The organism is Streptomyces sp. NPDC003635, assembly GCF_053587635.1.
Map to the genome: position 1 here is coordinate 26045 of NZ_JBSFOK010000032.1, position 26067 is coordinate 52111.

Sequence of the window (26067 nt, forward strand, 5' to 3'; positions counted from 1 at the left end):
CGGTGACCGCCGTGACTGATCAGGACCACGACCCGGGGCACACGGAGCCCGCCGAGGGGGGCGCCGAAAAGGACGCTCCCGAGGGCGCGCAGGAGGAGAAGGCCGCCGAGGAGGCCGTAGAAACCGAGACGGCCGAGGAGAGCGGCGGCGAGCCCGAGGCCGGTGCGGACGCCGATGACGACGAGCACGCGCGCGTGGAGGCCGAGAGCGGCCCCGCGTGGGACGACGGGCTGATCGCGCGGCGGGTGAACGAGACGGCCGCCGGGGAGCAGCCCGCCGCCGTGGTGGAGACGCGGGCCTCCGCCCCGCAGACGGCCGCGCCACTGGCGTACGACGGAGCCCTGCGGTCGCGGCTCGACGCGCTGCGGGAACTGGTGGGGCTGTCCCGGACCCGGCTCGACAGCCGCACCCTCGCCGAGGCCGGGCGGGTGCTCGACGAGGCCGCCGCGCGGCGCAGGCTCTCCGGGCAGCACACCGTGGTCGCCATCGCGGGCGCCACCGGCAGCGGGAAGTCGCAGCTGTTCAACGCGCTCGCCGGGGTGACCATCTCCGAGACGGGCGTGCGCCGGCCGACCACCTCCGCGCCCATCGCGTGCAGTTGGAGCGACGGAGCGGCGAGCCTCATCGACCGGCTCGGCATTCCGCCGCGGCTGCGCCGGCGTCCCGCGCAGCACGCGGACGCCGAGGGGCAGTTGCGCGGACTGGTCCTCGTCGACCTGCCCGACCACGACTCGGCTGCCGTGCAGCACCGCGAGCAGGTGGACCGGGTGCTCGCCCTCGTCGACGCCGTGATCTGGGTCGTGGACCCGGAGAAGTACGCCGACGCCGTCCTCCACGAGCGCTACCTGCGGCCCATGGCGGGGCACGCCGAGGTCATGTTCGTCGTCCTCAACCAGACCGACCGGCTGCCCGGGGAGGCCGCCGACCAGGTCCTCGACGATCTGCGGCGGCTGCTCGACGACGACGGCATCGCGCTCGGCGAGTACGGCGAACCGGGCGCGACCGTGCTCGCGCTGTCCGCGCTCACCGGGGACGGCGTCGGCGAACTGCGCGAACTGCTCGGCCAGTTCGTGACGGAGCGAGGCGCCGCCGCGCGCAGGATCTCCGCGGACGTGGACGCCGCCGCGTGGCACCTGCGGCCCGTCTACGCCACCTCCCAGCGCACCGGGCTCAGCGAGGAGGCGCGCGACGAGTTCGCCGCCCGGCTCGCGGACGCCGTCGGCGCCACCGCGGCGGGCGAGGCCGCCGAACGCGCCTGGCTGCGCAACGCCAACCGTGCCTGCGGCACGCCCTGGCTACGGCTGTGGCGCTGGTACCAGGACCGACGCGAACCCCCCACCGGACGGCTTCCGCTGCGCGCGCAGGCGGACGAGGAGGCCACCGCGCGTCAGCGCGTCGAACAGGCGGTGCGCACGGTCGCGGAGCGGGCCTCCGCCGGGCTGCCGACACCGTGGGCGCAGGCCGTGCGCGAGGCCGCCGTACGCGGCTCGCAGGGGCTGCCCGAGGCGTTGGACGAGCTGGCCGCGCGGGCCGGACTGCCTCCCGGGCGGCCGCCGCGGCCGGGCTGGTGGCCCGCGGCCGTGCTGGTACAGGCCTCCATGACACTCCTCCAGGTGATCGGCGGCCTGTGGCTGGTCGGCCAGATCGTGGGCGTCATGGCGCCGAACCTGGGCGTGCCGGTGCTGCTGATGGTGGCCGGGATCGTCGGCGGACCACTGGTGGAGTGGAGCTGCCGGATGGCGGCGCGGGGGCCGGCCCGGCGGTACGGGCTGGAGGCGGAACGGCGGTTGCGGGAGGCGGCCGCGGGGTGCGGGCGGGCGCGGGTGCTGGACCCGCTGGCGGCGGAGTTGCTGCGGTATCGGGAGGTGCGGGAGCAGTACGGGCGGGTTACGGGGGTGGGGGTGGGGTGACGTCCGGCTCCGCGTGATGCGGAACGGGTCGTTCGGGTGACGGGGTTATCCACAGGCTGGGGGTTGATCCACAGCGCTCGGCGGGCTCGGCTCGGCGGAGGCAGTCTGGCCGCACGGCGATTCGCGAGGGACGCGGTCGTCGGTGCGACGGACGCAGCCGTACGGGACGGGCCCGTCGGCGTATCCGCTCGGGCCCGGAGCCCGGGCGAGGGAGGGGTGCACGATGAACGAGACGATCATCTCGGTCGTGGGGAACGTGGCCACGCAGCCGGTGTACCGGGAGGTCGCGACGGGACCGTCCGCGCGGTTCCGGCTGGCGGTGACCGCGCGCTATCTGGACCGTGAGAAGAACGAGTGGACGGACGGGCACACCAACTTCTTCACGGTGTGGGCCAATAGGCAACTCGCGACGAACGCGGCGGCCTCGCTGACCGTCGGCGACCCGGTGCTGGTGCAGGGCAGGCTGAAGGTGCGCTCGGAGGTGCGCGAGCAGCAGACCTGGACGTCGGCCGACATCGAGGCGGTGGCGATCGGCCACGACCTCGCGCGGGGTACGTCCGTCTTCCGCCGCCCGGGCCGGCCGGAACCGGCGGTGAGCGGACCGCCGCCGCGTCCCGAGCCGGACTGGGAGACTCCGCAACCGGCGGATCAACCGGGCGCGGAACCGGTGGTGATGACGTGACGTCAGAGCTGTGGAGGGTGGTCTGACCGAACTGCGGCTTATCGGGGAGTGCGCACGGTGGATTTGTCGATAAGCCCTGTTCGCGGCAGGACGCGGCGATAACGATTCCGAGTCGGATCGCTTGTCCCACGGGATCCCTGGGAAGCGTGGTGCGCCCGGTCCTTAGGATGCCGAACAAGGCTCTCGGGGCTTGAAGTTCTGCTGGTGGGACCGTACCCCCCACGTCAACGGGTCCTGCTCGAAGGGGAATTCTGTGCTTTGTTCTTTCTCCGCGCTGTCCGGGCGCGGGCGAGGGGCGGCCCGGCTCGGCGCCGCGACGCTGGTGTCCGGCCTGGTCACCGCCGGTGCGCTGGTGGCTGGTGCCGGCCAGGCTGCCGCCGCGGACGGTGGGACGCGGAACGAGGGCGGGGCGACCGCGACCATAGGCGGCCTGAAGACCTACGGCACCGCCGTCATACACGCCGAGACGGGCGACCAGGAGATCTCGGCGGGCCTGTTCGAGATGTCCGTGGACGGCGGCGGCACCCTGCAGACGTACTGCGTGGACCTGTTCAACCCCACGCAGAAGGACGCCAAGTATCACGAGACGCCGTGGAGCGGGACCTCGCTCGGCGCCAACGCGAACTCGGGCCGCATCCGCTGGATCCTGCAGAACTCCTACCCGCAGGTGAACGACCTGGCGGCGCTCGCCCGGAAGGCGGGGGTCCGGGGCGGTCTCACCGAGCAGGACGCGGCGGCCGGCACCCAGGTGGCCGTCTGGCGCTACTCGGACGGCGCGGACGTCGACGCCGTCGACCCGCAGGCCGAGAAGCTCGCCGACTACCTGGAGAAGAGCGCCCGCGACACGGCCGAGCCCGAGGCGTCGCTGACCCTTGACCCGCCGGCGCTCTCCGGACGCCCCGGTGAGCGGCTCGGACCGGTGACCGTGCACACGGGCGCGGGCGGGGTGCGGGTGCTGCCGCCGGCGGACGCGGCGATGAGCGGCGTGAGGATCGTGGACAAGGCGGGACGGCCCGTCACCGCCACCACCGACGGCGGCCAGATCTACTTCGACGTGCCCGAGGACGCGGCGGCGGGTACGGCGAAGCTGACCGTGCAGACCACCACGACCGTGCCGGTGGGCCGCGCCTTCACCTCCGAGAGCCGCAGCCAGACGCAGATCCTGGCGGGCTCCAGCGAGTCGACGGTGTCCGCCACGGCGAGCGCGACCTGGGCGGAGAAGGGGGCGATACCGGCGCTCTCGGCGACGAAGAACTGCGCGAAGGGCGGCGTCGACCTCACCGCCGCCAACGAGGGCGACGAGAAGTTCTCCTTCGAGCTGCTGGGCGTCGAGTACGCGATCGCGCCGGGCGAGTCCCGCACGGTGACGATCCCGCTCCAGGAGGACCAGGCCTACGACTTCACGATCGAGGGCCCCAGCGGTTTCTCGCAGCGCTTCACGGGCGTCCTGGACTGCATGACCCAGGCGGCGGAGCTGGCGGAACTGGCGGAATCGGCGGACAACACGACCACCCAGACCCTGACGGAACCCAGCCCCGCGACGGTCGGCGGCACCGCCGACGACACCAACCTCGCAGCGACAGGCAGCTCCAACGCGACCCCGGTGATCGCGGGCGTGGCCATAGGCCTGGTCCTCCTCGGCGGCGCGTCCCTGCTGATCGTCCGCCACCGCAGGCCCCCGAACCAGGACTGACGCTCGCCGAGGCCGCCGGCCGGACCTGCCTCGGCGCGGACCAGCCGGAGGGCCGCCTCGGCTGGGGCGTAGCCCATGTGTCAGGCGCCTCAGGGCACTTCCCCCGGGCCCTGGTCACGGGCCGTCGAGCGCGGTCAGCGAGCCGTCAGGGCCCGTCGTGGAGAAGCGCGGTGGGCCCATGGACTCCGTAGCCCTGCGCAGTAGTGCTTCCTGCTTCGCGGGGTCGGGGCCCTGGGGTTTCCGTACCCGGAAGCCGTGGAGGCGGATGGTGGCTGCGTCGATGTCGTTCGGGTCGGGGCGGCCCTCCTGGACGAAGCCGCACAGCGCTCGGAGCGCGTCCTCGCCCAGGGAGCGGATCAGGTGCCCGTCCTCCCAGACGGCGAACGCCAGACAGTCGACGAGGCAGCCCCGGCACCTCCCCGTCGGCGTACACCAGCAGTCCGGTCTTGGCTCCCGAAGCCCCTCCCCGGAGCGTCGCCGTGATGGCGCACGCACCATAGCCGTGAGCACTGACAACGAGCCCACTCGATGCGCCCGTGCGCCCAGGGGGACCGTGAGCCTGCCCTGCCAACGACAAAACCCCAGGTCAGAGGCGCCCGACTATACGGGTTTCCCCCCAGGGGTAGCAGTCGGGCAAGATGGGGTGTATCTGCCCACTGCCAGATTTCAAGCTGCCGGACGGTTTCTCTTGGCTGAGTTCATTTACACCATGCGCAAGGCGCGCAAGGCGCACGGCGACAAGGTGATCCTCGATGACGTCACCCTGAACTTCCTCCCCGGAGCGAAGATCGGCGTTGTCGGCCCGAACGGTGCCGGTAAGTCGACCGTGCTGAAGATCATGGCGGGGCTCGAGCAGCCCTCCAACGGGGACGCCTTCCTGTCGCCCGGGTACAGCGTCGGCATCCTCATGCAGGAGCCGAAGCTGAACGACGACAAGACCGTCCTGGAGAACGTCCAGGAGGGTGTCGCCGAGGTCAAGGGCAAGCTCGACCGGTTCAACGAGATCGCCGAGCTGATGGCGACCGACTACTCGGACGCGCTGCTCGACGAGATGGGCAAGCTCCAGGAGGAGCTCGACCACGCCAACGCCTGGGACCTCGACGCCCAGCTCGAGCAGGCCATGGACGCCCTCGGCTGCCCGCCCGGCGACTGGCCCGTCACCAACCTCTCCGGTGGTGAGAAGCGTCGCGTCGCGCTCTGCAAGCTGCTGCTGGAAGCCCCGGACCTGCTGCTGCTCGACGAGCCCACCAACCACCTCGACGCCGAGTCCGTGAACTGGCTGGAGCAGCACCTCGCCAAGTACGCGGGCACCGTCGTGGCCATCACCCACGACCGGTACTTCCTCGACAACGTCGCCGAGTGGATCCTCGAGCTCGACCGCGGTCGCGCCTACCCGTACGAGGGCAACTACTCCACGTACCTCGAGACCAAGCAGACCCGTCTCAAGGTCGAGGGGCAGAAGGACGCCAAGCGGGCCAAGCGGCTCAAGGAGGAACTCGAGTGGGTTCGCTCCAACGCCAAGGGGCGGCAGGCCAAGTCCAAGGCGCGTCTGGCCCGCTACGAGGAGATGGCCGCCGAGGCCGAGAAGATGCGGAAGCTGGACTTCGAGGAGATCCAGATCCCGCCGGGCCCGCGGCTCGGCAACATCGTCGTGGAGGTCAACAACCTCAGCAAGGCCTTCGGCGAGAAGGTCCTCATCGACGATCTCTCCTTCACGCTCCCGCGTAACGGCATCGTCGGTGTCATCGGCCCCAACGGTGCCGGCAAGACCACCCTCTTCAAGATGATCCAGGGCTTCGAGACCCCGGACTCCGGCTCCATCAAGGTCGGCGACACGGTCAAGATCTCCTACGTCGACCAGAGCCGCGAGAACATCGACCCGAAGAAGACCCTGTGGGCGGTCGTCTCCGACGAGCTCGACTACATCAACGTGGGCCAGGTCGAGATGCCGTCCCGCGCGTACGTCTCCGCCTTCGGGTTCAAGGGTCCCGACCAGCAGAAGCCGGCCGGGGTGCTCTCCGGCGGTGAGCGCAACCGGCTCAACCTCGCGCTCACCCTCAAGCAGGGCGGCAATCTGCTGCTCCTCGACGAGCCGACCAACGACCTCGACGTCGAGACCCTGTCCTCCCTGGAGAACGCCCTGCTCGACTTCCCGGGCTGCGCCGTGGTCGTCTCCCACGACCGCTGGTTCCTGGACCGGGTGGCCACCCACATCCTCGCCTACGAGGGCGAGTCCAAGTGGTTCTGGTTCGAGGGCAACTTCGAGTCCTACGAGAAGAACAAGATCGAGCGCCTCGGTGCGGACGCGGCCCGTCCGCACCGTGCCACCTACAAGAAGCTGACCCGGGGCTGATCGATCTTGCGGCACATCTACCGCTGCCCGCTGCGCTGGGCGGACATGGACGCGTACGGCCACGTCAACAACGTGGTCTTCCTCCGCTACCTGGAGGAGGCCCGTATCGACTTCCTGTTCCGCCCGGACAGGGATTTCCAGCAGGGGTCCGTGGTGGCGCGCCATGAGATCGACTACAAGCGGCAGCTCGTGCACCGCCACCACCCGGTGGACATCGAGCTGTGGGTCACCCAGATAAGGGCCGCCTCCTTCACCCTGTCCTACGAGGTCAAGGACGGTGATGAGATCTACGTCCGGGCGTCGACGGTGATAGTGCCGTTCGACTTCGAGGCCCAGCGGCCCCGTCGGATCACCGAGGAGGAGCGCGAGTTCCTCAGCGAGTACACGGACGACGACGAGGAGGAGGCCGTCGCCGCATGACGGTGCTCCACCTCGCCGACGAGGGGGAGGCGGCGGACCTCGTCGCCTTCCTCTCCCGGTTGCTCCACTACGACCGTGGAGCCGCGGTACGCCTCCAGGCGGCCGGTACCGCGCTCGCCGTCTTCGGGCGGCCGCCGTCCTTCGAGGTCCTGGCGATCCGGACGGCACGGCTGGCCAAGCCGTACGAGAACGGCCTCGACGTCACTCTGGACCTGACCGTGTCCGCCGGGGAGCTCCTGGAGGCGGTGGACGAGTCGGCGGCCACGGCCGTCGTTCCCGGCGCCGTCACCGGTCCGCCCTGGGCCGGTGTGCTGCCCCCTCGGCGTGACTGGCGTCCCGAGCCAGGGCTGCCGGCGCCCGACGCGTTGCGGGCCGTGGTCGGTGCGGCGGTCGCCGAATTCCGGGCGCGGACCGAGGAGTTGGGTCCTGAGCGGCGTACCAGAGCCGAGCTCGACCGGATCGGGCGGGACATCTGGTCCCGGGCCGTCGGGGACACGCGTCTGCCGGTGCGGGCCGTGCACGCGGCACAGTCCCTCGGCTTCCTGCGCCCCGGTGCGCAGGGCTCCGACGAGTCGTCGCTCGCGCTGTTCTCGTCGGGTGCGTGGCTGCGGTTGCGCACGCCGTACGGGTCCGTCGCCGTGCGGCGCGCGGGGCTCGGGGCGCTGGATGTGAGCGTCTCCCGCTAGCTTCGGGGCGGGGTCGGGGGCGCGTCTGCGCTCGGCGGGGTGTCCCCGTCCGGTTTCGGTCAGCCCGCCGTGTTCACCATCGACGCCGCCGCGTACGTCAGGTAGTTCCACAGCGTGCGCTCGTGTTCCTCGGAGAGGCCGAGTTCGTCGACGGCGTCCCGCATGTGCTTCAGCCAGGCGTCGTGGGCCGCTCGGTCGACCGTGAAGGGGGCGTGGCGCATCCGCAGGCGGGGGTGGCCGCGGTTCTCGCTGTACGTGGTCGGGCCGCCCCAGTACTGGATCAGGAACAGGGTCAGGCGCTCCTCCGCCGGGCCCAGGTCCTCCTCGGGGTACATCGGCTTGAGGATCGGGTCCTCGGCGACACCCTCGTAGAAACGGTGGACGAGGCGGCGGAAGGTCTCCTCCCCGCCGACCTGCTCGTAGAAGGTCTGCTCCTGAAGCGTGCCGCGCCGAATCTCATTCACCTCCCCATGGTCTCAGACGCCAGGACCGAGGACCGCAGACTTAGGACCCTCCCGGCACTCGCCCCGCGCCGCGTCCCGCAGGACAGTGGAGGCATGAGCGCGCACGCTCTCGACAAGGACCTCGACGCCCTCGCCGCCACGGCGCGGGCGGAACTCGTGCGGCAGATCGACCGGAGCGGGGCCTGGGCCGGGGACCCGGTGTGGCGGGAGGTGTTCGAGGCCGTCCCGCGCCATCTCTTCGTGCCGTACTACTACGTCGGTGTCGTCGGCGGCTACGAGCGCCGCTGGGGCGAGAGCCCCGACCCCGTCGCCCGGGAGCACTGGATGCGCGGCGCCTACGCCGACGTACCGCTCGCCACCCGGCTGCGCGACGGGGAGCTGCTCTCCTCCAGCAGCCAGCCCTCGCTGATGGCGATGATGCTGGCCGCCCTGGGAGTCGAGGACGGGGACCGGGTGCTGGAGATCGGCGCGGGCACCGGGTACAACGCCGCCCTGCTCGCCCGGCGGCTCGGCGACGACGACCTCGTCACCACCATCGATCTGGACCCGGAGATCACCGAGTCCGCGCGGCGGCATCTGGCCGTCGCCGGCCACCACCCCGTCGTCCTCACCGGGGACGGCGCCCGCGGCGCTCCGGAGCGCGCGCCCTTCGACCGGATCATCGCGACCTGCACCCTGCCGTCGATCCCGCGCGCCTGGCTCGCCCAGTGCCGGGCCGGCGCCCGGATCCTGGCCCCGATGGCCACCGGGCTGCTGACCCTGACGGTCGAGGACGCCGAGCGCGCCGAGGGCCGGTTCCTGCACACGCCCGCCTACTTCGTCCCGTTGCGCGGCGGCGACCGGGCCGACGCCGAACCGGCACCCCTCGGCGGAGTGCCGCGCCGGGCCAGGGAGCACGAGCTGTTCCGCTTCCTGCTGGCGCTCAGCCGGGACAGCCTGGACCCGCAGGAGGCGTACGCGATGTGGGACCGCGAGGGCGCGCCCGAGCGCGGGCGCTACGGCATCACCGTCAGTGGTGAACGCCAGTGGGCCTGGCTGGACGACCCGGAGGGGCCGTACGCCTGGCCCCTCCGGTGAAGGGCCTCAGCCCCGGCGGATGGTGATCGTCGTCCACGCGCCCACGTGGACGCGGTCGCCGTCCTGGAGCGGTACCGGGACGAACGGCTGGATCGGGTCCTCGGAGCCGTTCACCGTGGTGCCGTTCGTCGAGTTCTGGTCGACGACCGCCCAGGTGCCGTCCGGCTGCTGGACCAGCACCGCGTGCTGGTGCGAGACGCCCGGGTCCTCCGGCGGCACCGACAGGTCGATGTCGGGGGTGTCGCCGGTGGAGTGCCGACGGCGGCCGATGGTGACCTGGTTGCCGGTGAGCGTGCGCTGTTGCTCCGGCGAGTACGCGGGCAGGTTCAGGCCCGCGGCCTCGGGGCCGGAGCGCTGCATCATCGCCATGAAGTACTCACGGTCCGGGCCGATCGTCGCCGTCCAGGTAGCCGGCTGCTGCGAGTAGGCCGGTCCGGGCGGCGCGGTGCCGACGCCGGGCTGGGGGTAGCCGTAGCCGCCGCCCTGGGGCGGACCGCCGGGGGCGCCGGCGGACGGGGGCGAGATCACCCAGTCGTCCTCGCCGCCGCCGAAGGACGGGCCGCCGGGCTGCTGGCGGTGCGTCTCCTGCGGGAAGCCGGGCGGGGGAGGGGACTGGAACGCCTGCGGAGCGCCTCCGGGACCGCCGTGGCCACCCGGGCCACCGGGACCGCCAGGACCCGCGGGCGGCGTGGGACCGGGCGGGGGCGGGACCGGACGCGAGGGGTCACCACCGAAGCCGGACGGACCACCGGGACCACCGGGGCCCTGGCCTCCGGGGCCACCCTGGCCGCCGAAACCGGGACCGCCGGAACCGCCAGGACCGCCGGGTCCACCGAAGGGACCCGGACCACCGGGCGCACCCGGGCCGCCAGGTCCGCCCGGTCCCGCGGACGGATCCGTCCCGAACGGCGGGATCGGCTCGGCCGGTCGGTTCATCTGCGACGGCCGGGAGCTCTGGTAGTCGTACGCGTCACCCCCGCCGTAGGACGGCCCGGGCGGCTGCTGGAAGCGGGCGGCCGGGCTGGGACCGGGACCGGGGGCCGGCGGGCGCGGGGCGGCCGGGGTGTACGAGGTCGCCGTGTTGGTCAGGAAGTTCCACCGGCACTCCTCGCAGAAGGGCGCACCGCCCTCCCGGGGCGTACGGCACTGCGGGCACAGCTCCGGCTCGGGGTCCGGTACGGCGGACAGATGACCCCGCGGGCCACCGGGCTGTCCACCGGGGCCGCCGGGCGGCGGCGGGAAGCCGTAGCCACCGCCGGGCGGGGGCGGCGGAGGGGGTGGAGGCACGGCACCCGCCATGCGGTGACCGCAGACCTCGCACCAGTCGTCGGAACCCGACTGGTGTCCGTTCGGGCAGGTCGGCATGTCGGCGCTTCCCCCTCTCCTTTCCGGCCGTTGTGGCCGGATTTCTCCAACCCCGAGGGGTCAGGCTCGCGTTATGGCTCGGGCACTTCTCAAGGCGCCGGTCGTGTCACTTCTTTACACGAACAGTCTTTGTGGACCGGGTCTCGAGAGTCATCTCGTCGGCCTCCGCGACCTTCGCCTTCAGTCGCACAGTACCTGCCGCGGCGTCGACCACGTCCACCACCTTCGCAAGGAGTTTCGCCGTATCGGCGTTTCCGGAGGCGCTGGCGAGCTGAACGGCCCGGCCGAGTTTGGCGGTTGCCCCGTCCATATCGCCCGCTTTGCGCAGATCGAGCCCTTGTTGAATGGCTTGTGCCAGTTCGGCCTGCCCGGTGTAGTGGGCGACCTGGGGGTTGATCGACGTCGAGGCGACCATGTCGTCGGTCCACACGGCCCGTACCAGGCCTTGCGCGCCTAGGTTCTGGACGCTGCCGTCCGGCTGCGGGACGACCAGCGATACCCGGGCCGCGAGCATCTCCCGGCCCAGGTCGGCGGCCGGCACCTCCACACATACGTGGTAGTCACGGGACTCGTCTCCCCAGGAGCCGGTGGGGTAGTCCCCCGAGCGCGGCCCCGACTCGGTCCGCCGGTCGGTCAACTCCTCCACCGTTGGAGCGACTTGCTTGACGAACTTGATGGTCGTGCCCACCGGCGTCCACACCCGCAGGGCGACGTCGGCGACCTCCTTGCCCATCGCCGTCTCCATCATCTGCGTGAAGTCGGCGGCCAGGCCCGCCGGGTCGGCGACGATGTCGGCGGTGCCGAGGAGCGCGGAGGCGATGCCTGTGACTTCTTTCACTTCCCAATCGGTGCCCACACCGCGTGCGTCACAGGTGAAACGGCCGGCACAGGCGTCGAGCGCGGCCCGCAGATCCTCCGGTGACTCGTGTTCATTGCGGCCGTCGGTGAGCAGGATGCCGTGGCGGATGGCGACGTCCGCGGAGGACAGCAGCCGGTCCGCGAGCCGCAGCCAGGTGCCGATGGCCGTACCGCCGCCCGCGCTGAGCGCCCGCAGCGCCCGCTTGGCCTGCTCCCGGGTGGTGGCGTCGGCGACCGCGAGCCTGCCGCCGCCGGGGTAGACCTCCTTGGCGACGTGCGTGCCGCCGACCACCGCGAAGTGCACCCCGTCGCGCAGGGTGTCGATGGCGGCGGCCGTCGCGTCGCGCGCGTTGCGCATCTTGGTCGGCGGGTAGTCCATCGAACCCGAGCAGTCGACCATGATCGCCACCGCCGCGGACGGGCCCTGGCCCGCCGTGAACAGGTGGGGTGCCGCGACCGCGCTGCCGATCGTGCCGCCGCCGGTCGCGGTGACCGTGACGATGGCGTTGACCTCGCGGCCGCCCTCGGGGAGGTACTCGTTCTGGTACACGTCCATCGAGAACTGCGGCACGTTCGACTTCGAGAAAATGGCCATGCCTTGTCTGACTCCCCCTGAAGCACCCCACCGGGGTGGGGTGACGGCTGATGACGGACCGGTCCCCTCCGGCCCGTCGAGGCTGTTCCCCGCTGCGTGGCCTCAGGCCGATCCTGCCCCCATCGGCGGGGCCGGGAACGGCAGCACGGCCACTGTTACGTTGTCGTGGCCCCCGCCGTCGAGCGCGTGCCCGACCAGCACCTGGGCGCTGTGCAGGGGCCGTACGGCCGCGTCGAGTGGCACCACGTCGGCCATCTCCTCGGCCGCCTCGGCGTAGTTCCACAGGCCGTCGGTGCAGACCACCACCACACCAGGGCGGTCCGGCTTGAAGGAAGCGGTGTGCGGCTCCAGTTCGTAGGCGTCCGCGCCGAGCCACCCCGTGATCGCGTGGGCGCGCTCGTCGGCGTAGGCCTCGGCCTCGTTCATCAGGCCCGCGGCGACCATCTGCGCGGCCCAGGAGTCGTCCTCGGTGAGCCGGGCCGGGGGTGTGCTGCGGTCCACCGGGACCCAGTAGGCGCGGCTGTCGCCGACCCAGCCGACGACCAGCAGCCCCGAGGTGATCACGGCACCGACCAGGGTGCACGCGGGGGCGTTCTGGTGCGGGGCGTGCTCGCGGGCGGTAGCGGGCTCGCCGGCCAGCGCGTTGACCGCGCGGGAGGCGGCCACGATCGCCTCGTGCATCGCCTGCTGCGGATGGGTGCCCTGCGGCAGGGCGGCCAGCAGCGCGTCGCTCGCGGCCCGGGACGCGGCCAGCGAGGCGTCGTCGGGGCGGGTCGCCGAGGAGACGCCGTCGCAGACGACCGCCAGCAGGGCGGGGGAGCCGTCGGCGAGGGCCGTGCACCCTACGGCGAAGGCGTCCTCGTTGCGGTGGTGGCGCAGTCCGCGGTCGCTGACGGCCGCGAGAGGGCCGCACTCCTGCTCCATGTGGTCGCGCTCGCGGGGCTGGGCGTGCCCGCAGTTCTCGCAGTAGCCGTCGTGGTCGACGCGCCCCGCCCGGCAGGCCACGCACGTCTTCACCGCCTCGGCGGGGGCGATCCGCGGGTCGGGCGCCTGGAGCGGGTACTCCTCGGGCTCCGGCGCGCGGTCGAACCGCACGCCCGAGTGACCGCGGCCGTCCGACTCCAGGCCCTGCAGCTCGCCGGGCAGATGGACCGCCGGCGGGGTGTCGGAGCTGTCCGGCTCGGAGGCGTGCGGCCAGGCGACGTCGGCGGCGCCGGGCGGCGGGGCCGGCAGGGGCGGTTCCGTGCCGTTCACGGCGGTCGGCGCCTCGGCGAGCGCGGACAGGTCGTATCCGCACTTCTCGCAGAAACGGTCACCCGAGAGCAGCGGTTCCGCGCAGCTCGGGCACTTCGACAGAGCGGCCTGCTGGGGCATCTGCGACATCAACTACACCCACGTCCGGGGGCGGTAACGATTGGCACGTTCCACCAGGTCGATCCTCTCCTCGCCGCCTTGCGCGAGCCGGGCCAGCATGCGGTACGAACGCTCGAGGCCGAACCGCAGTCCCCGCTCGTCCAGACCGCTGCCGAGCAGCGTCCGTCCCCCGGCGGCGGTGGGAACGGAACCTTGGCCACCGGAGAGTATCCAGTCCAAGGCACAGCCGAGCACCTCCGCGGCCAACTGCTCGCGGCGCGCCGGATCCAGGCCGTACGCCTGCAGCGCCTCCACCTGTCCGGCCGCGGCGGTGAGGTCCTCCTGGAACGGTACGTCACCGGCGACCGCCGTGCGCTGCCGCAGCCGGGCCCGTACGGCCGCCACCCGCGCGGCCGTGTAATGGATCGAGCTCTCCGGCACCGACTCCAGCGTGGTGACGGCGCTGCGCCGGTCGCCCGTGGCGAGCTGGACGCGCGCCAGGCCGAACGCGGCGCTCACATAGCTCGGATCGGTGGACCAGACCAGGCGGTAGTACTCGGCGGCGTTGTCGAGCTGGCCCAGCACCTCCGCGCACAGGCCGAGGGCCAACTTGGGCGCGGGCTCGCCGGGGAAGGCGTCGTAGACGGCGTCGAAGGCGAGCGCGGCGCCCTCGTGATCGCCGGTCACCAGGGCGGCCACGCCCCGGTACCAGACCACCCGCCAGTCGTCGGGCCGCTCCGCCTCCAGATCCAGCAGGGTCCGGTGGGCGGTGCCCGCGTCGCCGTTCTCCAGCCAGGCCCGCACCTGCCGCAGCCGGGTCTCGGTGGACGGCGCCGGGGCCGCGGCGAGCGCGCCGGCGAGTTCGGCGGGCGCGGAGGCCAGCAGGCCCGCGAGGAAACCGGCGTTGGGGTCGCCGGGGTCCACGTGCGGCACCGGCAGCGCGAGGGCCGCGGCGGCGGTGTCGACAGGCTTGACCAGGCCGGCGGAGAGGGCGGGGGCGGCCGTACTCCGGTCCCGCGCCCCGAGCCGGGAGACCTCGCCGTCCAGCTTGGGGAACAACTCCGTGTCCGTGACCCTGACTTCGGGTCCGAACAGCGTCGACAGCGCGGGCCTGGCCCGTCCCGTCTGGAGCGACACCACCTCCCGCAGCACGCCCGTCAGCTGCTCCGCCATCTCCTGCGCGGAGGCGAACCGGCGGGCCGGGTCCGGGTCCGTGGCGCGCACCAGGAGCCGGTAGAAGGACTCGTACTGCCGGAAGACCTCGATGTTGTCCGGGTCGGGCAGGGAGTCCACGAAGACGTTGGTGTAGCCCTGGAAGTCGAAGGTCAGCACCGCCAGGGTGCGGGCGACGGTGTACAGGTCGCTGGCCACCGACGGGCCCACGTCCGCGACCTCCGGTGCCTGGTAGCCGACCGTGCCGTAGATGGCCGACTCCTCGTCGTCCATGCGGCGCACGGCGCCCATGTCGATGAGCTTGAGCTGGCTCTCGGTCTGGATGGCGTTGTCGACCTTGAAGTCGCAGTACAGCAGGTTGCGGCTGTGCAGATGACCGAGCGCCTCCAGGGCCTCGATGCCGTAGGCGCACGCCTGCTCCACCGGCAGCGGATCGCGTTTGCCCGCGCCCGTGCGGCGGTCGTTGGCGATCTCCTTGAGGGACTTGCCGCCGACGTACTCCATGACGATGTAGCCGTCGAGGGAGCCGGTGCGCTGGTCGAGGTGTTCGACGAAGTTGTAGATCCGCACGATGTTGGCGTGCTCGATCTCCGCGAGGAAGCGTCGCTCGGAGATCGCGGCGGCCATCGCGTCCTGGTCGCCGGTGTCCAGCAGGCCCTTGAGGACCACCCAGCGGTCGGAGACCGCGCGGTCCACGGCGAGGTAGACCCAGCCGAGCCCGCCGTGCGCCAGACAGCCCACGACCTCGTACTGGCCGTGCACCACGTCCCCGGACTTCAGCTTCGGGACGAAGGAGTACGGGTGCCCGCACTTGGTGCAGAAGCCCTCCGTACGGCCCGGCCGGTCACCGCGCGAGCGGCCCACCGGCGCCCCGCAGTCCGAGCGCGAGCAGAACCGCTTGCGCTCGGGCACCTCGGGGTTGTCCAGGACCATCGCGCGCGGGTCGGGCCGCGGCACGTCCGGCACGTCGACCAGGCCCACCCCGATCCGCCCCCGGCCGGAGGCGCTCGCCGCCGCGCCGGAGCTGCGCACCGACACCGAGCGACCGGTGGACCGGCCGGACAGCGACCGCGAGAGCCGCCCGGACACCGAGCGGCGCGACTTCGACGACTGCGACGACGTACGCGAACTCGCGCGGCTGCTGGAGCGGGAACTCGAACTGCCGGAACCGCCCTTGCCGCCGCCGGACACCCCGGTCGGGGCGGAGCCGACCGCGCCGGAGGCGGAGACCACCGGCGCCAGACCGCAGGTGTCGCAGTACAGCTCGCCGCCGCCCACGTCCTCGTAACTGCCCTCGCAGCCGGGCCGCTGACAGGTCCGCTGTGCCTGACTCATGACGTCTCCCCCCGACGGTCCTCAGGGCCGCCCTGCCCCGGCACACGCGGGGCGCCCAGCTGTTCGGCGGCCGCCTGCTGGTAGCGCAGGACGGCCTGTTCCGCGACCCGCAGGTCGCAGGGCGCGCTCCACAGCATGCGCCGGGCCGCGTCGTACCGCTCGATCAGGAACGGGTCCTCGGCCAGGCCGTGCCGGGCGACCTTCGCCTTGTACGCGTCCAGCCGGCCGCGCAGCTCCGCGCGGACCGCGAGCGGCGCGGTGACCGCGGTCAACGACTCGCGGGCGCGCAGCAGTTCGTCCTCCGCCTTCTGCTCCAGGGACTCCAGCAGCGGCGACAGACGGTGCCACTGGCCGTGCCTGCGGTACTCGGCGGCCGTCGCGAGCTGTTCCTGGAGCACGGTCGGCGGGCCGCTGACGACCGGCACCTCGGTGGCGGCGATCTTCGCGAGGACCTCGCCGCGCGCGGTGCGGGCCTCGGCGAGCGTGCGGTCCGCGCGGGAGAGCACGTCCCGCAGCTTCACCAGCCGCGCCTCCGCGTCCTGCCGGACGGTGAGCACGGCGTCGATCTCCCGGCGCACGTCCTCCAGGGCGCGCGCCTCACGGTCGTAGACCGTGGTGTCCGGCTTGCCGCCGCCGGGGGCCGAACTGCCCTGGGTGGGCAGCCAGTGGGCGAGCGGGTCGGAGACCACCTCGGAGCGCAGCTTCGTCAGCGTGCGCGTGATCCGCTCCAGATCGTCGCCCGCCGGGTGCTCGCCCGGGCGGACGCCGACGGAGTGCGCGAGCTTGCGGGTGCGCTGGAGCTCCGCGGCCAGTAAATCGATCCGGGCGGGCAGCGCCGACCAGACCGCGTCGGCGGCGACCACCATGTCCAGCGAGGACGCGTACAGCTCGTTCATCCGGTCCACCAGCGTCACCAGCGAGAACCGCTCGCTGAGCTTGCCCGAACCGCCGTGCAGGGTGGGCGCGTTGGCGGTCGCGGTGGTGGCACCGGCGACCGTGACCGACTCGCCGCGCAGCAGCTCGGTCAGCTCCACCAGGTCCTCGCGGCTGGACCAGCGACGCCGGGAACGGATCTCACGAGCGCCGCGCAGGGCGGCCGTGTAGGCGTCGAAGTAGGCCCACAGCAGGGTGATCGATGCCTCGGCGGCCGTCCAGCGCTCCTTGGTGACGCCGGTCAGCTCGGCCCCTTCGAGGAGTCGGCGGCCCGCGTGGTCCTGGAGGGCGAGCAGCGAGGTCTCGATCGCCTCGTGCTCCGCGCCGAGCCGCGCCAGCGCACGGTCCACCTCGTCCCGGTCCATCACCGGCCCGGGGGGTCCCGTGACGCCCATCGATCACCTCTCGCTGCTGTGTTGTGTGGCTGGGGGAGTTGTTGCTCGGACGTGCGGTTCAGCTCGTGCGGAGGTACTGCGGTGCGGGCGGCTCCGAGTCCTTCGACTCCGCTCCCAGTGTCGCCGAGAGCCACTTGTCGTACGACGCCTGCCAGCCGCCGGAGGTGTCCTTGCGATAGTCCACCAGGATCCGGTTGACCCGGCGTACCAGATCGTCGGCGTCCTTCTTCATCGCCACGCCGTAGTACTCGGTGGTGAACGCGGCACCCTTCAACTCGACCGTCGGGTCCTGCGCGGCCTGGCTCGCGGCGAGGGCGCCGTCGGTCACCACCGCGTCCACCTCGCCCAGTTGGAGCCGGACCAGGCAGTCCAGCTGGTTGGGCACGGTGTGGGAGATGTCGGCGGAAGGGGGCAGTTCGCCGTCCTTCCGGCCCTGCTCCAGGGTGGAGTACGCCGTCGAACCCTCCGCGGTGCAGATCGTGCGGTCGGCGAGGGTGTCGTCGTAGCCCGTCACAGGGGAGGACTTGGGGGCCAGGACCTGTTGGCCGGTCTTGAAGTAGGGGGCGGAGAAGGCGACGTCGGCGAGCCGGTCGCAGTTGATCGTCATGGTGCGCACCACCATGTCGACCCGGCCCTCCTGGATCGCCGGGATGCGCTGGTTGGTGGGGATCGCCTTGAACTGCACCGCGTCCGGGTCGCCGAGGATGTCCTCCGCGATCCGGTGCACCAGGTCGATGTCGAAGCCCTCCAGCTCAGCGGTGCCGGTGCTGTTGGGGTTGCGGTAGCCCCAGCGGTAGCTGTTCTGGTCGACGCCGACGATCAGCTTGCGCTTCTCGCCCTGCCGGTTCTTGATCGCCTCGATGGTGGGGCCGTTCGCGCCGGACGGGGAGAGCGTCTGCTTCTCCGGGTCCACGCACTCCTCCTCGGCGCGCGCGGGCCCCGCCTTCCCGACGCCCTGACCGCCGACGCCGGTACTGCCGTCCCCGGCGGCCTGCGTGAGCGGCAACAGCAGCGCGAGCAGCACCGCCAGGGCGCACACCGCCGCCATCGCTCCCACTCCGCCCCAGCCCTTCAGACTGGCCCGCAGCCGTCGCGCATGCATGGTCACGCCCCCTCTCACCGGTACTCCGACAGCCTGCGGCCGATGCCGAGGACCGCGCCCACCGCGCCCAGGACGGCGAGTACGGCGGCGCCCGTGGTCAGGCCCGACATCGCGTCCCGGCCGTCGCCGGCCGCCGACTTGAACTCGGTCGTCTCGTGCTTCAGCGCGAGGGCGAGGTTCGCGTCGACGCTGTCGAAGCACTCGCCGGTGGTGCCCTTGGCGCCGATCACCTTGTCCAACGCCTGCTGGTACTCGCCGTTCTCGTCCTCCGCGCGGGCGGCCGAGTGGCGCTTCTTCCACTCCGCCATGTTCCCCACGGCCGCGGTGACCGGCTGCTCGCCCGCCCGGTCGTCGGCGAGGTCCTCCGCGAGGGCGAGGCCCTTGCCGAGGGTGTCCATGTCCTGCTGGAAGTCGTAGTCGTAGGCGTCGTACGTCTCCTCGCCGACCTTCTTCGTCTCGGCGCCGCGGGAGACCAGGGTCAGGTTCTCGTTGCCGCGGGCCTTCAGGGAGGCGATCCGGGCGTCGTGCAGGACGTTCAGCGAGCGCACGCCGTGGTCGTAGGAGTCGTTCAGGCTCGCGCGGGCCACCGCGTGGCCGACCACCAGCCAGAGCAGGACCACGGTGGCGGTGGCCGTGGCGGCGACCAGGCCGTGGTTCAGGACGCGGTTGGTACGGCGGTAGTTGCGGTGCTGGGCCCAGGCGAGGGCGGCGAGCGCGAGGACGCCGAGGGCTATCGCGGCCCAGGGGTACGGAGTGGCGTCGGCGTAGTCGGCGCGCAGCCGCTGGTTCTCCTTCTTGTAGAGATCCTCGGCGGCCGGGAGCATCTCCTGCTGCATCTTCTCGTTGGCGTAGCGCAGGTAGGCGCCGCCGACGGGGAAGCCCTGGCGGTTGTAGGTGCGGGCCTGTTCGACGAGGCCCTTGTACTCCGGGAGCAGGCGGTTGAGCTTGGCGATGGCCTGGGCGGAGGGGGAGTCGGGGTCGGAGTTGGCGGCGGCCGTGACGAGCTTCTCGGCGGCCGTGCGGATGCCCTTCTCGTACCGGACGCGGTTGACGCCGGTCTCCTGGCGGCCGGCCAGGAAGCCGCTGGAGGCGGCGGTGTTGGCGTCGGCGAGCGAACGGTAGATGTCGGCGGCGTCGGAGCTGAGCGGCTGGCTGCTGTGCAGGACGTCGTCGGCGGCGGCGGTGCGCTCGGTGACCTGCCAGGCGGTGACGGCGCCGAAGGCCACGACGAGGAGGGCGAGGACCGCGCCGATGATGCGGAGTCGGCCGGGCTCGGTGGTGGCGGCGGCCCGAAGCCGGTCGAGGCCCTCGGCGAAGGCGGTGCGGCGCGTGTCCGGCGGTGCGGTGTGGACGCTCCGCGCATGCTGCGGCGGCACCGACGGCATGGTGGGCACGCCGGGCTGCGGTGGTGGTGGCGCGGTACGTGTCTCCGGCTGTGTCACTTCGACCTCCCCCATGGTCATCCGTCGCCCGCAAGTATCACTGGCGGGACCGACATTCGTCACGGTGGGTCCGCCGGCAGCCTCGCAGTATCCCGGATCACCCCCTGCCCATGAATACGCCCCACGAATCGGTTCGGTTCCGACGGGGGCGGTCCGGTGCGGGGAGGGGGGAGGCGGGGGGCTCCGGCGCGGCGCCTTGGCGACGGTGGGCGGCGGGCTCGGCGTTGTGGGTGACGGCGGTGGCGTGGGTGGTCGGGGGGCGGTGGGCTTGGCGTGGGTGAGCGAATGCCCTGGCGCGGGTGGATGACGGGCTTGGTGTGGGTGGGGGACGTCCCGTGGTGCGGTGGGCGAAGGCCGTGGTGTGGGTGGGGGACGGCCGTGGTGCGGGGAAGGCATGCCGCCCTGCGGTTCGAGACCGCGGGTGGTGCGCGGGTGCTCAGCCGGTGGGCGATGGCTGTGGCGTGGGTGGGCGACCGGCCTGGCGCATGTGGGCGAAGGGTTGGTGTTGGTGGGGGACGGCCGTGGTGTGGGTGGGGGACGGCCGTGGTGCGGGGAAGGCATGCCGCCCTGTGGTTCGAGACCTCGGGCGGTGCGCGAGGTGCTCAGCCGGTGGGCGATGGTTGTGGCGTGGGTGGGCGACCGGTCTGGCGCAGGTGGGCGAAGGGTTGGTGTTGGTGGGGGACGGCCGTGGTGTGGGTGGGGGACGGCCGTGGCGCGGGGAAGGCATGCCGCCCTGTGGTTCGAGACCTCGGGCGGTGCGCGGGTGCTCAGCCGGTGGGCGGCGGCCGTGGCGTCGGTGCTCGAAGTGCTCACCGTTCGAAGTGGTCCCGTGCTCTTCTCTCCGGTTCCGGTCCCGCACCCACGTGGTCCAGCCCCAGCAGCAACGCCCCCAGGACCGGTGGGGCCGTCACCACGCTCGGGGTCGCCTTCGGGGCCCGGTCCGCCAGCAACTCCCTTATGCGGCCGTCCAGTAGGGGGTGTCGAGCCGCCAGAACACTGCCGCCCAGGATTACCGGGGTCTCCTCCGTCAGGAGGTCCAGCCGGGTCAGGGCCACCGTCGCCATCGTCACCACCTCGTCCGCGAGGCGGTCGATCAGGGAGCCGGCCACCCGGTCGCCCGTCACGGCCGTGGCGAACAGGACCGGGGTCAGCTCGTGCCGGCGGCTCTGCGGGATGTGCTCCAGGTGCAGGGCCTCGATCAGCGCGGGCATGTCCGCCAGGCCGAAGTGGGCCGGCAGCGTGCGGGCCAGTGCCGTCCACCCGCCCCGGCCGTCCTCCGCCCGCGCCGCGTGCCACAGCGCCTCCTCCGCCAGGCCCCAGCCGCCGCCCCAGTCACCGGAGATGCGGCCCAGCGCCGGGAAGCGGGCCGTGCGGCCGTCGGGAAGCATGCCCACGCAGTTGATGCCCGCTCCGCAGACGACGGCCACTCCTCGCGGCTCGGCCACCCCCGCCCGCAGGATCGCGAACGTGTCGTTGCGGACCTCGACCGTCGCACCCCACCCGCGCGCGTCCAGCGCGGCCGTCAACTGTTCCTCCTCCACCGGGAGATCCGCGTTCGCCAGGCACGCCGACACATGCGTCACCGCGTCGACGCCCGCCTCCGCGAAGGCCCGCCGCACCGCCTCCTCGACCTTGTCCACCGCCGCCGTCACCCCGACAGCCGGCGGCCGGAACCCGCCCGCGCGCGCCGTGCCGATCACCTCGCCGTCGGCCGTGACCACCGCCACGTCGGTCTTGCTGTTCCCCGCGTCGACGGCGAGAACACTGCCCGTCATGCCCACGCGAGGTGCTCCCGGTTGTGTGCGATCAGTCGGTCGGTGAGCGTCTCGGCGTACGCGTACTGACCGATGAGGGGATGCGCCAGCAGCGCCCGGAACACCCGGTCCCGTCCGCCCCGCAGCGCGGCCTCCAGCGCCAGTTCCTCGTACGCCGTCACGTTCGCCATCAGTCCCGCGTACAGCGGATCCACGTCCGGCACCGGCAGCGGCGCCGCCCCCTGGGTGCTCACCGCGGCCTGCACCTCCACCACCGCGTCGTCCGGGAGGAAGGGCAGCGTGCCGTGGTTGTAGGCGTTGACCACCTGGTACGGGCTGCCGCCCCCGCCCAGCAGTGCCGCCGCCAGGTCCACCGCCGCCTCCGAGTAGTACGCCCCGCCCCGGCGGGAGAGCAGCTCCGGCTTCTCGTCGAGAGCCGGGTCCGCGTACAGCTCCAGCAACTCCCGTTCCATCGCCGCCACTTCGGCCGCCCGGGACGGCTTCTCGCGCAGTTCCCGCACCACCTCGTCATGCGCGTAGAAGTAGCGCAGGTAGTACGACGGGACCACGCCCAGCCGGTCCAGCAGCGGGCGCGGCAGCCGGAGGTCGTCCGCGATCCCTCCGCCGTGCTCCGCCAGCAGTTTCGGCAGGACGTTCTCGCCCTCGGGGCCGCCCAGCCGTACCCCCGTCTCCCACGTGAGGTGGTTCAGGCCCACATGGTCCAGGTGGATGTCCGAAGGGGCCACGCCCAGCAGGTTCGCGAACCGCCGCTGGAAGCCGATCGCCACGTTGCACAGCCCCACCGCGCGATGCCCGGCCTGGAGCAGGGCCCGCGTCACGATCCCCACGGGGTTGGTGAAGTCGATGATCCACGCGCGCGGGTTGGCCCGCCGGACCCGTTCCGCGATGTCCAGCACCACCGGCACCGTCCTGAGCGCCTTCGCCAGGCCTCCCGCGCCGGTGGTCTCCTGGCCCACGCAGCCGCACTCCAGCGGCCAGGTCTCGTCGTCGTCGCGGGCCGCCTGGCCGCCGATGCGGAGCTGGAGCAGCACCGCGTCCGCGTCCGCCACCGCCCGGTCCAGGTCGCTCGTCGTCACCACCCGGCCCGGGTGGCCCTGCCGGGCGAGGATCCGGCGGGCCAGACCGCCGACCAGCTCCAGTCGCTCGGCCGCCGGGTCCACCAGGACCAGTTCCTCCACCGGCAGGGCGTCCCGCAACCGGGCGAAGCCGTCGACGAGTTCGGGCGTGTAGGTCGAGCCTCCGCCGACCACGGTCAGTTTCATCAGAGTCAGCCCTTCACTCCGGTCAGCGTGACGCCCTCGACGAACGCCTTCTGGGCGAAGAAGAACACGAGGATCACGGGGGCCATGACCAGCACGGTCGCGGCCATGGTCAGGTTCCAGTCGGTGTGGTGCGCGCCCTTGAAGGACTCCAGGCCGTAACTGAGCGTCCAGGCACCGGGGTTCTCGGAGGCGTAGATCTGCGGGCCGAAGTAGTCGTTCCAGGCGTAGAAGAACTGGAACAGGGCCACCGCGGCGATGCCCGGCTTCGCCATCGGGACGACGACCCTCAGCAGCGTCCTGAACTCGCCGCAGCCGTCCACGCGGGCCGCGTCCAGATACTCGTTCGGGATCGTCAGCAGGAACTGGCGCAGCAGGAAGATGGAGAACGCGTCCCCGAACGCCATCGGGATGATCAGCGGCCACAGGGTGCCCGACAGATCCAGCTGCTTCGCCCAGAACAGGTACATCGGGATGATCACGACCTGCGGCGGCAGCATCATCATCGCGATGACCAGCATCAGCGACAGATTCCGGCCCCGGAAGCGGAACTTGGCGAGCGCGTACGCCACCGGGAGCGACGACACGACCGTGAGCAGGGTGCCGAGACCGGCGTACAGGAGCGTGTTGCGCCACCAGGTGAGGAAGCCGGGGGTGTCCCAGACCCGGCGGTAGTTGTCCCACTGCCAGGTGTCGGGGACGAGGTCGCGGGTGAGTGCCTGCTGGTCGCTCATCAGGGAGGTGAGGACCACGAAGACGAAGGGGAGCGTGAAGAAGAGCGCCGCCGCGACGCCCAGGGCGTGCACCGCGATCCACTCCAGCAGCGAGCGGCGCCGGGCGGTGCGTTCGTCCTCGCTCGGAGGGTTCAACCGGACGGGTTTGTCGAGTACTTGAGTCATCAGTCACCTGCCCCGAGCAGCCCGCCGCGGCGGCGCATCAGCAGTGCCGTGAACGCCATGGCGAGGGCGAAGAGGACCAACGCGACCACACAGGCGGCGCCGTAGTCGAAGCGCTGGAAGCCGAGGTTGTAGACGAGCTGGGGGAGCGTCAGCGTCGACTTGTCGGGGTAGCCCGGCTCGAAGGACTGCCCCGACCCGCCGATGACACCGGAGGCGACCTTCCCGGCCACCAGCGGCTGGGTGTAGTACTGCATCGTCTGGATCACACCCGTGACCACCGCGAACAGCACGATCGGGGAGATGTTCGGCAGCGTCACGTACCGGAACCGCTGCCACGCCGACGTACCGTCCAGCTCGGCGGCCTCGTACTGCTCCTTCGGTACGTCGAGGAGCGCGGCCATGAAGATGACCATCAGGTCGCCCACGCCCCACAGGGCGAGCGCGGTGAGCGCCGGCCTGGACCAGTCGGGGTCCGTGAACCAGCCGGGTGCGGGCAGGCCCAGGCCGTCCAGGACCGAGTTCACCGGTCCCGTACCGGGGTTGAGCAGGAAGACAAAGGCGAGGGTGGCGGCGACGGGCGGGGCGAGGTAGGGCAGGTAGAAGAGCGTGCGGAACACGCCCGCGCCCGTCTTGATCTTCGTGATGAGCAGGCCGACCCCGAGTCCGAAGGCCACCCGGCAGGTCACCATCACCAGCACCAGCCACAGGGTGTTCCCCAGCGCGGGCCAGAACATGGGGTAGTCGGAGAAGACGTAACTCCAGTTGTCCAGGCCCCGGAACTCCGGGGTGTTGAAGCCGTCGTACTTCATCAGCGAGAAGTACGCCGTCGAGATCAGCGGGTAGGCGAAGAAGACCGAGAAGCCGATCAGCCAGGGGGAGAGGAAGGCCAGCGTCCGCAGGGCGGATCTGCGGCGCCGTACGGCGAGCGTGGACATGGGCGGCTACTTCGCCTGCTCGATGTCGCGGTCGATCTGCTCGGCGGTCTTCGCCAGGCCCCCCTTGAGGTCCTTGGCCTTGCCGGACTCGTACTGGTAGCTGAAGTCCTGGAGGGTCAGCTGGTAGGCGTCTCCGTTGACGGCGTTCGGGCTGGTCGTGGACTCCGGGTGCTGGGCGATGTCCAGGAAGGTCTTGAAGGCCGGTTCCGTCTTCAGATCGGGGGACTTCAGCGCCTCGAAGGTGGACGGCACGTTGTGGATGGCGTTGGAGAAGGCGACGACCGCCTCGGTGTCGGTCGTCATGTACTTCAGCAGCTCCCAGGCGGCGTTCTGCTTCTTGCTCTGGGGGGCGATGCCGATGATCGTGCCGGAGAGGTAGCCCTTGCCGTACTCGTCGGCCTCGTCGTCGGCGACCGGCAGCGGCGCGGTGCCGATCTCGAAGCCGAGCCCCGCGGCCTCGGCCATGCCCAGCCGCCACTCGCCGTCGAGCTGCATGGCCACCTGGCCGGTGTGGAAGGGGTGCTTGGCGCCCCACTCGTCGCCGAAGGTGTTGCGGTACTTCTCCAGCTTCGTGAATCCGCCGAGGTCGTCGACGAGCTTCTTCTGGTACGTGAACATCTCCGCGAAGGCCGGGTCCTTGGCGACGTTCGACTTGCCGTCGGCGTCGAAGTAGGCGTGGTCCCACTGGGACATGTAGTGCGAGACGACCGTCTCGTAGCCGTGGTAGGTCGGCATAAACCCGAGCTGTTCATAGGAGTCGCCCTTGGGCTTCGTCAGCTTCTTCGCCACCTCGGCGAACTCCGACCAGGTCTTCGGCGGGGCCTTGATGCCGGCCGCCGCGAAGGCGTCCTTGTTGTAGTAGAGGCCGTAGGCGTCGCCGAGCAGGGGCAGGGCGCAGCGCTTGCCCTCGAACTGGGTGTAGTCGAGCATCGGCTTCGGGATCATCGCGTCCAGGTCGAGCCCGGACTTCTCGATGAACGGCTTCAGGTCGAGGAAGGCTCCCGAGGAGCAGAACTTGCCGACGTTCGACGTGGTGAAGGACGACACCACGTCGGGTCCGTTCGAACCACCCGCGCGCAGCGCCTGGTTGAGCTTGTCGTCGTTGATGTTGCCGACGACCTTCACCTTGATGTTCGGGTGCGCCTGCTCGAACCGGTCCACGTTCTCCTGGACGGCCTTCACCTCGGCGGGCGCGCTCCAGCCGTGCCAGAAGGTGATCGTGGTCTCGGCGTTCGGGTCGTCGTTCGCCCCGGATTCCGAGGATCCGGTGCAGGCGGTGGCGAGCAGAGCGAGGGACGCGGTCAGGACGCAAGCCGCATTTCGGGTGGATATGGGCATGGCGAGGTCTCCCTGGAGGGAAGGG

21 protein-coding genes are annotated in these 26067 nt (G+C 71.8%); 7 read left to right on the forward strand and 14 right to left on the reverse strand.

All coding sequences use genetic code 11. The features are described 5' to 3' along the window. Nucleotides 1-2: 2 nt before the first annotated feature. The 3 genes from ACWDRW_RS26655 to ACWDRW_RS26665 all read left to right on the forward strand — a co-directional run bounded on the left by ACWDRW_RS26655 (nt 3) and on the right by ACWDRW_RS26665 (nt 4285). A complete protein-coding gene (locus tag ACWDRW_RS26655) occupies nt 3-1910 on the forward strand; it encodes a GTPase (protein WP_451726583.1) in 1908 nt (635 codons plus the stop codon). 223 nt (nt 1911-2133) lie between these two features. Beyond that, the gene (locus tag ACWDRW_RS26660) at nt 2134-2592 is read left to right on the forward strand and encodes a single-stranded DNA-binding protein (protein WP_451726584.1); all 459 of its coding nucleotides are present in this window, start codon (nt 2134-2136) and stop codon (nt 2590-2592) included. Between the two features lie 253 nt (nt 2593-2845). Next, complete coding sequence (locus tag ACWDRW_RS26665; protein ID WP_451726585.1) at nt 2846-4285, forward strand: Cys-Gln thioester bond-forming surface protein; 1440 nt, start codon at nt 2846-2848, stop codon at nt 4283-4285. Nucleotides 4286-4399: 114 nt separating this feature from the next. On the opposite strand, the gene ACWDRW_RS26670 is transcribed toward ACWDRW_RS26665, so the two are convergent. Then, the gene (locus ACWDRW_RS26670) at nt 4400-4783 is read right to left on the reverse strand and encodes a hypothetical protein (protein ID WP_451726586.1); all 384 of its coding nucleotides are present in this window, start codon (nt 4781-4783) and stop codon (nt 4400-4402) included. A gap of 190 nt (nt 4784-4973) precedes the next feature. Between ACWDRW_RS26670 and ettA the strand changes: the two genes are divergently transcribed. Genes ettA through ACWDRW_RS26685 form a run of 3 tightly spaced genes read left to right on the forward strand, consistent with a single transcriptional unit; the run spans nt 4974 to nt 7744 of the window. Beyond that, nucleotides 4974-6638: an energy-dependent translational throttle protein EttA gene (ettA, locus tag ACWDRW_RS26675; RefSeq protein WP_451726587.1), complete on the forward strand. Its 1665-nt coding sequence runs from the start codon at nt 4974-4976 to the stop codon at nt 6636-6638. A 6-nt stretch (nt 6639-6644) separates the two neighbouring features. Then, entirely contained in the window at nt 6645-7058 is a 414-nt protein-coding gene (locus tag ACWDRW_RS26680; RefSeq protein ID WP_451726588.1) for an acyl-CoA thioesterase, read from the forward strand. Further along, entirely contained in the window at nt 7055-7744 is a 690-nt protein-coding gene (locus ACWDRW_RS26685) for a hypothetical protein (RefSeq protein WP_451726589.1), read from the forward strand. Before ACWDRW_RS26680 ends, ACWDRW_RS26685 begins: the two co-directional genes overlap by 4 nt. A 59-nt stretch (nt 7745-7803) precedes the next feature. Here the strand turns inward: ACWDRW_RS26685 and ACWDRW_RS26690 are convergent, their stop codons facing one another. Beyond that, the gene (locus ACWDRW_RS26690) at nt 7804-8208 is read right to left on the reverse strand and encodes a globin (protein ID WP_062720712.1); all 405 of its coding nucleotides are present in this window, start codon (nt 8206-8208) and stop codon (nt 7804-7806) included. A 93-nt stretch (nt 8209-8301) separates the two neighbouring features. Here ACWDRW_RS26690 and ACWDRW_RS26695 point away from each other — a divergent pair, with 93 nt between their 5' ends. Next, on the forward strand, nt 8302-9285 hold the full coding sequence (locus tag ACWDRW_RS26695; protein WP_451726590.1) for a methyltransferase domain-containing protein: 984 nt from the start codon (nt 8302-8304) through the stop codon (nt 9283-9285). 6 nt (nt 9286-9291) lie between these two features. On the opposite strand, the gene ACWDRW_RS26700 is transcribed toward ACWDRW_RS26695, so the two are convergent. The 12 genes from ACWDRW_RS26700 to ACWDRW_RS26755 form a co-directional block, all read right to left on the reverse strand. After that, nucleotides 9292-10650: an FHA domain-containing protein gene (locus ACWDRW_RS26700; RefSeq protein WP_451726591.1), complete on the reverse strand. Its 1359-nt coding sequence runs from the start codon at nt 10648-10650 to the stop codon at nt 9292-9294. Nucleotides 10651-10756: 106 nt separating this feature from the next. Beyond that, on the reverse strand, nt 10757-12103 hold the full coding sequence (locus tag ACWDRW_RS26705) for a vWA domain-containing protein (RefSeq protein WP_451726592.1): 1347 nt from the start codon (nt 12101-12103) through the stop codon (nt 10757-10759). Nucleotides 12104-12205: 102 nt separating this feature from the next. After that, complete coding sequence (locus tag ACWDRW_RS26710) at nt 12206-13486, reverse strand: protein phosphatase 2C domain-containing protein (protein WP_451726593.1); 1281 nt, start codon at nt 13484-13486, stop codon at nt 12206-12208. A gap of 3 nt (nt 13487-13489) precedes the next feature. Continuing rightward, the gene (locus ACWDRW_RS26715; RefSeq protein WP_451726595.1) at nt 13490-15964 is read right to left on the reverse strand and encodes a tetratricopeptide repeat protein; all 2475 of its coding nucleotides are present in this window, start codon (nt 15962-15964) and stop codon (nt 13490-13492) included. Beyond that, nucleotides 15961-17292 (reverse strand): hypothetical protein, encoded by a 1332-nt coding sequence (locus ACWDRW_RS26720; protein WP_451726597.1) that lies wholly within the window; start codon nt 17290-17292, stop codon nt 15961-15963. The genes ACWDRW_RS26715 and ACWDRW_RS26720 overlap by 4 nt, the downstream gene beginning before the upstream one ends. A 58-nt stretch (nt 17293-17350) precedes the next feature. Continuing rightward, the gene (locus ACWDRW_RS26725; RefSeq protein ID WP_451726599.1) at nt 17351-18394 is read right to left on the reverse strand and encodes a glutamate ABC transporter substrate-binding protein; all 1044 of its coding nucleotides are present in this window, start codon (nt 18392-18394) and stop codon (nt 17351-17353) included. A gap of 14 nt (nt 18395-18408) precedes the next feature. Then, on the reverse strand, nt 18409-19779 hold the full coding sequence (locus ACWDRW_RS26730) for a hypothetical protein (protein ID WP_451726696.1): 1371 nt from the start codon (nt 19777-19779) through the stop codon (nt 18409-18411). Between the two features lie 866 nt (nt 19780-20645). After that, entirely contained in the window at nt 20646-21611 is a 966-nt protein-coding gene (locus tag ACWDRW_RS26735; RefSeq protein WP_451726601.1) for an N-acetylglucosamine kinase, read from the reverse strand. Beyond that, nucleotides 21608-22873: a 6-phospho-beta-glucosidase gene (locus tag ACWDRW_RS26740; RefSeq protein ID WP_451726603.1), complete on the reverse strand. Its 1266-nt coding sequence runs from the start codon at nt 22871-22873 to the stop codon at nt 21608-21610. Before ACWDRW_RS26740 ends, ACWDRW_RS26735 begins: the two co-directional genes overlap by 4 nt. A gap of 5 nt (nt 22874-22878) precedes the next feature. Further along, nucleotides 22879-23769 carry a carbohydrate ABC transporter permease gene (locus tag ACWDRW_RS26745; protein WP_451726605.1) on the reverse strand — a complete coding sequence of 297 codons (891 nt, stop codon included), beginning with the start codon at nt 23767-23769 and terminating at the stop codon, nt 22879-22881. Beyond that, nucleotides 23769-24704, reverse strand: a complete 936-nt coding sequence (locus ACWDRW_RS26750) for a carbohydrate ABC transporter permease (protein WP_451726607.1) — start codon at nt 24702-24704, stop codon at nt 23769-23771. The genes ACWDRW_RS26745 and ACWDRW_RS26750 overlap by 1 nt, the downstream gene beginning before the upstream one ends. A gap of 6 nt (nt 24705-24710) precedes the next feature. After that, on the reverse strand, nt 24711-26042 hold the full coding sequence (locus ACWDRW_RS26755; protein WP_451726609.1) for an ABC transporter substrate-binding protein: 1332 nt from the start codon (nt 26040-26042) through the stop codon (nt 24711-24713). Nucleotides 26043-26067 lie beyond the last annotated feature (25 nt).